The 9,081-nt window shown below is 63.5% G+C and carries 4 protein-coding genes and 2 pseudogenes; 4 read left to right on the top strand and 2 right to left on the bottom strand.

Annotated features, from left to right (window positions below; translation table 11 throughout):
• Window positions 1-781: sensor histidine kinase (locus QOC89_RS24255; protein ID WP_323047339.1), on the top strand; the 781-nt coding region annotated here is incomplete at its 5' end.
• On the opposite strand, the pseudogene QOC89_RS24250 reads toward QOC89_RS24255, so the two are convergent.
• Window positions 732-890 (bottom strand): annotated as a pseudogene (locus QOC89_RS24250) (hypothetical protein); the annotation flags it as partial. The gene QOC89_RS24255 and the pseudogene QOC89_RS24250 sit on opposite strands and share 50 nt — an antisense overlap.
• 140 nt (window positions 891-1,030) lie before the next feature.
• Here QOC89_RS24250 and QOC89_RS24245 point away from each other — a divergent pair.
• Window positions 1,031-2,029, top strand: a complete 999-nt coding sequence (locus QOC89_RS24245) for a GAF domain-containing protein (protein WP_323047338.1) — start codon at window positions 1,031-1,033, stop codon at window positions 2,027-2,029.
• A 28-nt stretch (window positions 2,030-2,057) separates the two neighbouring features.
• Here QOC89_RS24245 and QOC89_RS24240 read toward each other — a convergent pair whose 3' ends face one another.
• Window positions 2,058-6,731 carry an AAA family ATPase gene (locus QOC89_RS24240; RefSeq protein ID WP_323047340.1) on the bottom strand — a complete coding sequence of 1,558 codons (4,674 nt, stop codon included), beginning with the start codon at window positions 6,729-6,731 and terminating at the stop codon, window positions 2,058-2,060.
• A gap of 447 nt (window positions 6,732-7,178) precedes the next feature.
• Between QOC89_RS24240 and QOC89_RS24235 the strand changes: the two genes are divergently transcribed.
• Window positions 7,179-7,997 (top strand): hypothetical protein, encoded by an 819-nt coding sequence (locus QOC89_RS24235; protein ID WP_323047337.1) that lies wholly within the window; start codon window positions 7,179-7,181, stop codon window positions 7,995-7,997.
• 209 nt (window positions 7,998-8,206) lie between these two features.
• Window positions 8,207-9,081 (top strand): annotated as a pseudogene (locus tag QOC89_RS24230) (diguanylate cyclase); the annotation flags it as partial.

The following is a 9,081-nucleotide window of genomic DNA, read 5'->3' as shown; positions in this document are numbered from 1 at the left end:
CGACATCAGCGAACGCAAGCGGATGGAAGTGGCGCTGCAGCAGGCCCAGGCCGATCTCGCGCGACTGAACCGCGTCCTGGTGGTCGGCGAAATGACCGCGTCGATCGCCCATGAGGTCAATCAGCCGCTCACCGCCGTCGTCACGAGTGCGAACGCGGGCCTGCGCTGGCTCGATCACCAGCCGCCGGCGCTCGAGGAAGTCCGCCAGGCGCTTACGCGCATCGAGAAGGACGGCAACCGGGCCCGCGACGTGGTGAGCCGCGTACGCGCGCTCGTCAAGAAGGTACCGCCACGCATCGAGCGCTGGGATCTCAACGAAGCTGTCGGCGAAGTCGTGACGCTGACGCGCCCCGAATTGCTGCGCAACGGCGTCATCTTGCGCAACGATCTTTCGAGTGACGTCCGCCTCGTCGAGGGTGACCGGGTACAGCTGCAACAGGTGTTGATGAACCTGATCATCAACGCCATCGAAGCGATGACCAGCGTGCACGGCAGGCCGCGCGAGCTAACGATCAGCACAGCCAGGGCCGAGCCGGACACCGCCATGGTCGAGGTACGCGACACGGGCACCGGTATCGACCCCGGGCACCTCAACCGCCTGTTCCAGTCGTTTTACACGACGAAGGCCGAGGGCATGGGGATGGGCCTTGCCATCAGCCGGTCCATCGTCGAGGCGCACGGCGGACAGGTCGAAGCCGTGCCGAACGAGCCCCACGGCGCGGTCTTCCGCTTCACGCTGCCGACGAACGCGCAGGCGAGCCCGGAGGTGCTGCGCTCGTAGCGTGCGCGATCATGGCGTGCCGAGCACGCCAGTACGCGTTCTGATGCATCAGTTGCCACAGCTCTCCGATTGCCTCGGCATCGCGGCCGATCAGCAGCGGCCGCAGATACTCCTCGACTTCGAACTATCGGCGTACAGTTTATGGCGTGACGCGCATCAGGGCCGCACCGGGACCACAATAAGGGGTGTGAGCCCGGTTGGATTTCCTGAACCGCGCGAGGCCATACTGCAGCATGAGGAGATAGGCGCGTGGACGAGTCGAACACATCGATGAACTGGTTTCCCAGTCCCGACCGGGACGCCAGCATCCTGTCCGCGTGGGACCGTATGGTTCAGGGTGACATGTCACGCTCGCGTATGCTGCGAGGCGTGGTTGATCGCTCGTGGCATCGCTGCCTGGACGGCCAGGTCAGCCCGGGCCTCGATTGCGCTCCGCCGCCGCTGGAAGAGGACCGCCTGTTCGATTTGCGCAATACCAACGAGCGGTTGCTCAGTGCCAGCCTGCCGACGATCCTCCAGACGCGCGAATTCCTGTTGCAGACCGGCACCGTGTTGTTGTTGACCGACGCCGACGGCATGATCCTCGAATTAGCCGGCGATCAGAGCAGTTGGGAACCCGCCGGCGAAATCCGGCTGATTCCCGGTTGCGGCTGGACCGAACTCAATTGCGGGACCAATGCGATCGGCACCGCGCTGGCGTTGGGGCAGCCGGTCCAGATCCATGGCGCCGAGCATTTCTGCGAAGGCATCAAGCGCTGGACCTGCTCTGCCACGGTGATTCGCGATCCGCTGGACGGCTCCGTGCTCGGCGTGATCGATCACTCCGGCCTTGCGCAAAGCTACAACCAGCAAAGTCTGGCATTGATCGTGTCACTGGCCGCACAGATCGAGAGCCGGCTCGGCAAGGTGGCAATGGAACGCCGTCTGCGGCTGCTGGAACGTTGCACGGGCTATGCCGCACGGGCGCACGGGGTCATCGTGACCGACGAGCGCGGGCGCCTCGTGCAGGCCAACGCCCGGGCCCAGGCGGCCCTTGCCCGACTGGGCGTATCGACCGGCATTCATCATGTGTTCCCGCGCCCCGAACTCGCGATGATCGCGCGGGGCGTCATGCCACCGGAAATGCCCGACTGGCTGCGGCAGGTACAGATCGAGGCCATCAATGAAGGGGCCGACACGCTGGGCTTCCTGCTGGCGATTTCGGCTGCGGGCAGGCGTCCTGACTATCGTTCCTCGCACTATCCGTGACTTGCGGTGATTTCCTGAATCACCTGCTTTAACTGGACGCGTTTTCGCCGATCGCAGGCAGGCTGAATTGGAAAACGGCACCACGCCCTGCATTGTTGGAGGCCCACACCCGCCCTCCGTGGGCTTCGACGATCGAGCGGCAGATCGACAATCCCATCCCCATTCCGTCGGGCTTCGTGGTGAAGAAAGCGTCGAACAGCCGATCTGCGTTTTCCGGATCGATGCCCGTTCCGAAATCGCGTACAGCGACGACCACGTGCCCCGCGTTGTCGTGACTCGACTCAATCAGCAGTTCACGTGGCGCGTCGCCGAGATCGGCCATCGCCTGGATACCGTTCATGACGAAATTGATGATCACTTGCTGAAGCTGGACCCGATCGCCGAGGAGCGGCGGCAGTTCGGGGGCGAGCTTCAGATGCAACGATACGCGATGATTCAGAGCCTCGCGCTGAACCAGCGACACAACGTCGTTGACCACGTCGTTGAGTTCCAGCCGCGTCTTCTCCGGGGTTGCCCTCTTTGCGAGCGAGCGGATACCCTGGACGATTTCGCCCGCGCGCCGACCTTCACCGATCATATGCTCCACACAGGCCCGCACTTCTTCCGGCTGCGGCTGCCTGTGGCCGAGCCATCGCAGGCAGGCCTCGCCGCTGGTCACGATCGCCGTGAGCGGCTGGCCTACTTCGTGAGCTACGGATGCACTCAGCTCCCCAAGGTTAGCCACGCGAGTGGCATGGGCGAGTTGCGCCTGCAATGCCTGCAACTGCTCCTCGGCCCGCTTGCGTTCAGTCAGGTCGAGCACAAAGGCGAGGCCCTTTTCCTGCGAGCCTTCCAGTATCGCGGAGCCCACCATGACCGGGACACGTCGGCCATCCTTGCGGATATATTCCTTCTCGAAAGGCTGGCAAGTACCCGTCCTCTGAAGTTCTTCGACGTGCCGCGCGTCTGCGGTGCGATATTCCGGGGGCGTCATGCCTGCCCAATTGATGTTGCCGGACAGCAGATCTTGCCGGGTATAGCCAATGATCCGCAGAAATGCGTCGTTCGCCTCGGTGGCATTCCCGGCAAGGTCTCCAAAGAAGACCCCGATGATATTGGCGTCGACGAGGCGGCGGATGCGCGCCTCCCGCTCACGCAGCGCCGCGTAGAGCATCGCGTTCTCCAGCGAGATTGCCGCCTGTGAGGCCAGCAGTTCCAGCACGGTCACACGCTCGGGCGTGAACGCATGCGTGGCCAGATTGTTCTCCACATACAGCAGGCCAATCAACTCGGAGCGCCGGATGAGCGGCAGGCACAACACCGACTTGGGCTGCCGGCGGCTCAGGTAATCGTCGGCGGAAAAGGGATTCGGTTGCCTCGCATCATCCAGCAGCACCCGCTCCTGGCAGCGCCGGACGTAATTGACGATGGAGCCCGGCAATGCCGCCTCGGGCGCCGCCGATGCCGGTGGTTCCGCCGCGGACGGGGTCTGGTTCAGGAGCCGCCGCACGTGAACTGTCTGCTGCTCCACGCTCGCTTCGGCCGCCAGGACCAGGCTCTCGTTGCGTGCGAGCAGCAGTTGGCCGGTCTGCGCACCGGCATTTTCCAGCAGGATGTGCATCAGCGTGTCGATCAGATCCTCCAGCACGATCTGGCAAGAAATTGCCTGCGACGCCTTGGTCACCGACAGCAGATCCAGCTGCCCCGCATTGCCGGGCGACGTGGCGGCCGGTGACGCCGGCTGTTGATGCAGTGGCGGCCTGGGCTCGTCGAGTTGCCGGACCTCGCCGCCGGTGCCCCAGAGCGCGAAGCTATTGCGCTCTCCGTCGGGATGGGCGCGCGCGGCGGTCGTGGACCCTCGGGCACGATCAAATCCTGCCGCAAGCTCGTGCGCGAAGCCTTCTTTTGCCCGGAAGGGGATGAAGCCGTGCTTCTCGACCAGCTCGCGTGCGAGCTCGATGAATCGATCGCCCTCGCTATGACTGTGGAAGACCGGGCCGAGGATCGTGCCGAGCCAGTTATACGCTTGCGCGATAGGGCCGCTCATCCCGTGCCGCACGCTGACGTTCACCATGCGGCACACCAGCAGGCAAAACAGATGCAGGTCGGTAAAGTAGGCGGCCTCCAAAGGAATCGACAACACCTCCATGGCGGTCCGCAGTTCCGGATCGGTCATCAGCGGCAAGTCAATCAACGCCTCGATCGTGCGTCCTTCCAGATTGCGCCGGAGCGTTTCGTATTCGGCCTGGGCCTGTTCCCAGCTCGGGTGCGCCGGGATGTCGATGCCAAATAGCATGGCGCAGGCGCGCGCACTGGCCACGGCCTGTGAGTTTTCCGACTTCATCACATGGAGCAGGACCTTCAGGTGGTAGACGGCCGCCCGGTCGAAGGTCGATGCCGTGTGCCGCAGCAACTCCGCGATCAGTCGCTCCGCATGGTCGAAGTCACCGGTCAGAAACTCGCACTCCGCGCTCGCGAGCTGCAGGCCGAACATGAGTTCGTGGCGGTTGTCCCAGTCCTTTTCATCGAGCAGCGCGATGCCGGCCGCAAGATATACACGCGCCGACGCATAGGCAGCCGACGCTTGGGCCTTACGCCCGGCACGCAGGTCGAGCGTCGCCACCTGCGCCTTCTCATCCCGGTCATCCAGCAGCGCGGCGCCCCGATTGAACTGGTTCGCGACATCGAACAGATGCTCGCTGAGTTCGTCCCCTGTCAAGTTCGCCAGCAGTACCCGGCCGATTCGCAGGTGGACTGCGGCGTGCCGGGTTGCGGGAATCAGTGAATAAGCCGCCTGCTGGATCCGGTCGTGCAGGAACTTGCCGCTGCCGTGGGTGCGCAGGAGCAAGCGCTCGCGCACCGCCGTCGCGAGGCACTGTTCAGTCTCGGTCGCTGATTTCCGGCTGACCAGCGCGAGATGCCGCAACTCGAACATGTTGCCCAGACATGCGGCCAGCTGCAACGCTTCCTGCGCCGGGACAGACAACTGACGCAACTTACCGACCATCAGGTCGACGACGTTGTCGGCGAAGTCCTTCGCCCTGATCTGATCGAGGTCCCACTGCCAGACCCAGTGTCGCGTGTCATGCCGCAACAACCCCTCCTTATGCAGCGTGTCGAGGAACTGGATAAAGAAGAACGGGTTGCCCTCGGTACGCTCGTAGACCAGCCGCGTGAGCGGTTCGCAGACGACGGGTGACGCATGGAGCGTGTCGGCCACCAACTCGTTCAGATGCACAACCGACAGCGCTGCGAGCTTGAGGTCCGTCACCGGTGCGCCGCTGTGGCGGATCGTCTCGAGGGTGGCCGCGAGCGGATGCGAGGCGTCCACTTCGTTATCCCGGTAGGCGCCGATCAGCAACAGATGGCGCGTGTCCGGGTGCGTCATCAGGTCCTCGATGAGCGTCAGGCAGACCGCATCGGTCCACTGCAGATCGTCGAGGAAGACGACCAGCGGGTGGTCTTCGCTCGCGAACACCGCGACGAATTGCCGGAGCACAATCCGGAACCGGTTTTGCGCCTCGCTCGGCGGCAGCGCCGCAACCGGCGGCTGAGGGCCGATGATGATCTCGACCTGCGGCAGCACGTCGACGATCAGCTGGCCATTCACGCCGAGCGCGGCCTGGATCCGTTGCCGCCAGCCGGCAATGTCCGTCTCGCTCTCGGCCAGCAATTGCCGCACCAGTTCGCGAAACGCTTGCGTGACGGTGCCATACGGAATATCGCGCTGGTACTGATCGAACTTGCCCGAAATGAAATAGCCGTGCTTCGCGACAAGCGGCTTGCGCAACGCGTCGACCAGCGCCGACTTGCCGATGCCCGAGTAGCCGCGGACACTCGCCAGCACCGCCCGGCCGGTTGACGTCATGTGCTGGAATGCGTCGAGGAGCCACTTCGCTTCCTCATCGCGTCCATAGAGTTTGCGCGGCACCTGGAAGCGCTCCGGGATGTCCTCCGTACCGAGCGGGAACGACTCGATCCGACCCGCGGCCAGCCATCGCGCGAGACACCGGTCGAGATCCGCGCGTAGACCGTATGCACTCTGGTAGCGGTCTTCCGGTAGCTTGGCCAGGAGCTTCATCACGACATCCGACACCGCCTGCGGCACCTCCGGCACGATCTCATGAGGCGGCGCCGGCATACGGGCGATATGACAATGCGTCCATTCGAGCGGATCGTTCGCCTCGAACGGCAACTGGCCGCTCAGCATGCGATAGAGCAATACGCCCATCGAGTAGAAAGCGGTCCGGTAATCCACCGGGCGATTCATGCGGCCGGTTTGCTCGGGGGACACATACGCCCAATCGCCCACGGGTACGACGACGCTTTCTGGCGAAACGCTATTGGATTCGTGGGCCGCGGTAAGGGTGAAATCCACCAGCAGGACCTGCCCAGTTGCCGGCGCGACCAGAATATTCGCGGGCCGGACATCCCGAAGGATGACCTTCGCGCTGTCGATGCCCGCCAATGCATCGGCCAGATGGTGGCCAATACGCAGGCAAAGCGCCACGTCCATGCGCAAGTCACGAGCCAAAACGGCTTCGAGCGACTCGCCCGCAAAGTGCTCCAGGATCAGCGCCATGCCGCTGCCTTCTTTGACTAGCGCGAGCGGTTTCGCAATGCCCGCGACATTCAACGATTGAAGCAGCAGGTATTCGCGCTTCAATCGAGCGGATTGGCCCGCTTCTGCGGGTTCCGGAGGGCGCTTCAGCAGGACCGGCATGCCATCCGTTGAGCGGCGGCCCCGGTACAGATCCGCACTTGCTGTCGCGCAGATCCGCTCAAGCGTCTGACAGATCGCGATGGTCATTGCCCCCCCAGTTTTTTACTCGGTGACCAGGCCTGATATCGACATCCGGCATTTCGACTGCTAAGTGGGGCGCAGGCCCGCATGTATGTCGGTCGACGTGATCACTTCGCGAACCGCAACGATTGACGACTAGTCTACTCGGTCGCGAATCGGACGCCAGTCTCGCGCTCGGCAAGCGCTGACTGGTCCTCGCGGCCCTCGCCCACATTCACGAATGGCGACCAGAAAACGGCTGGCGACGCCCCGCCGGAAAAAACCACCGCGCTACGCCACCCGCCGTTTCACCCCCCCCTTTTAGTGACCGTGCGAAGCTCCCTTTACTGCCACCAGCCGGCGGCAGCTCAATCGGGAGTTTTTACAATGATAGACAGCAACCAGACTGCGAACGCCCGCGATCCTTTCGGGGCATTTTCCCATCCAGCAACGACGGGTTACCGGTCCGACACACCGTCAACGAGCAGAAGCGAAGCGCGCCTGCCATTCACGGTCCGTGTCGTCGATAACGATGAAGCGCTGGCAAGCGCGCTCAGAATGCGGCAGGCCGCCTACCAGCGGCACGTACCGGAGTTCGCGCGAACCATGGATCAGGAAGAGCCGTACGATCGCGATCCGGGTGGACTCGTGCTGCTCGCCGAGTCCAGGCTGGACCGCAGTCCGGTCGGGACGATGCGTATCCAGAGCAATTGTTTCCGCCCGCTCGCCCTCGAGCAGTCGCTGGAACTGCCGGACTGGTTGTCCGGCCGGCTGGTCGGCGCCACGCGACTTGGCGTGGAAGCCGGCGAGCCCGGCCGGATGGTCAAATTGGGGCTCTTCAAGGCGCTGTATCTATACTGCGTACGTGAACAGATCGACTGGATGGCCATTGCAGCCCGGACGCCACTCGACCGGCAATACGCGGCGCTGCTCTTTCGCGACGTTTACGGCGACAAAGAGTTTATTCCGCTTGCCCACGCAACCAACATCCCGCACCGTATCATGGCGTTTGAAGTGGCCACCACCGAGCGGCGGTGGGGCGAGGCGCGGCACCCGCTCTACCAGTTCATGCTGGTGACGCACCATCCGGACATCGACCTGAGCGCCGCGCCGTCACTGAACTGGAGCCGCGGCGCGGCTCCGTTCGGGGATCAGGCAAGGTCGTTCGGCTCGCTGCAGAACAGCGCGGATGCCGCGGTCGTCTAGTTGGCCTGGCTCGATCGAGGTTGTCATAGAGGGGCGGCCGGTTCGATACACAAGACCGCCTCATGTTAGATGCTGAATTGCCGTAAAGAGAAGGAAGCATCGTCAGCGCTTTTCCGGTGCTGGCGATGCCCGACGAAGCCCCGCCGCCCGAACGCGCGATTTGACCGGCGGGAAAGATGACAACGTTCCACCTTGATGGGCAGGCTTGAATGGAATGGTTTGAAGGCATGCGGTATCGGACCTGGAGCCGTTCCGGCCTGTCGATTAACGTATTCTCGCAGTTGTTTTGCTACTATGCGGTGCCTGTTGCGATCGGCATTCTGTCACTACTCGTGTCGCTGTACCCGGCTGCCACGCCCGCGCCCGAGAGCGGCGTCCCGCTGGCAATGCGCATCCTCAGCGATCCGGACGGCCACCTCGGCGTGGACACCGCCGCGCTCGCGCTCCGCTCCCAGCCTTTGCAGACCAAGTACGACACGCGCCTCAGCGAGGCGCCGATCTGGTTCGAGATCCATCCGGCCCAGTCGGAAGCGGCGGCAAGCGCCACGACCACGTTGTTCCCATCCCGCCATATTCAGCAAATCGCCTGTTTCGACGCCGTCACGCAGGTCCCGCTCGGCAGCGTATCGCGCACCCTGGCGTCGTCAGGCGAAATGACCCGCTCAGGCAGCGGCATCGCGCTCGTCTCCGAGGAGCCCCATGGCGTGATTTGCCGCGCCATTTTCAGCGGACCCGCGGTGCTCAGCGCGTCCCGCTTGTCACCAGACGAGCTCAAAAGAAGAAACGACACGTTCTATCGCCGCTCCGGTCTGCTCGAGGGCGGCCTCGTGACGCTGGCCGCCTTCGTGCTGATTACGGCGATCGTCAACCGTGACTGGGTCTATGTGCTGTTCGCCGCGTGGCTGTTCGGAAATTTGCGCCTCGGTGCGATTTCGATGGGATGGGACGACCAATGGCTCGGCTATCCGATCCCCTTCCGCTGGATTTCGCTGATCCGCAAAATCACCGTGCCGGTCTACTACATTTTGACCTGCACGCTCTTTCAAACGCTTTTCAGGAACGATCTCTCCCGGGTGGGATTTCA

It is taken from the genome of Paraburkholderia sp. (assembly GCF_034668105.1).
Taxonomy (GTDB): Bacteria; Pseudomonadota; Gammaproteobacteria; order Burkholderiales; family Burkholderiaceae; genus Paraburkholderia.
Note: the sequence above shows the minus strand (reverse complement) of the source record. Positions and strands in the feature narration are given on the sequence as shown.

Coding starts and splice junctions, on each gene's coding strand:
- QOC89_RS24240 (WP_323047340.1), bottom strand. CDS start 6,731: ATGCCGGTCCTGCTGAAGCGCCCTCCGGAACCCGCAGAAGCGGGCCAA.
- QOC89_RS24235 (WP_323047337.1), top strand. CDS start 7,179: ATGATAGACAGCAACCAGACTGCGAACGCCCGCGATCCTTTCGGGGCA.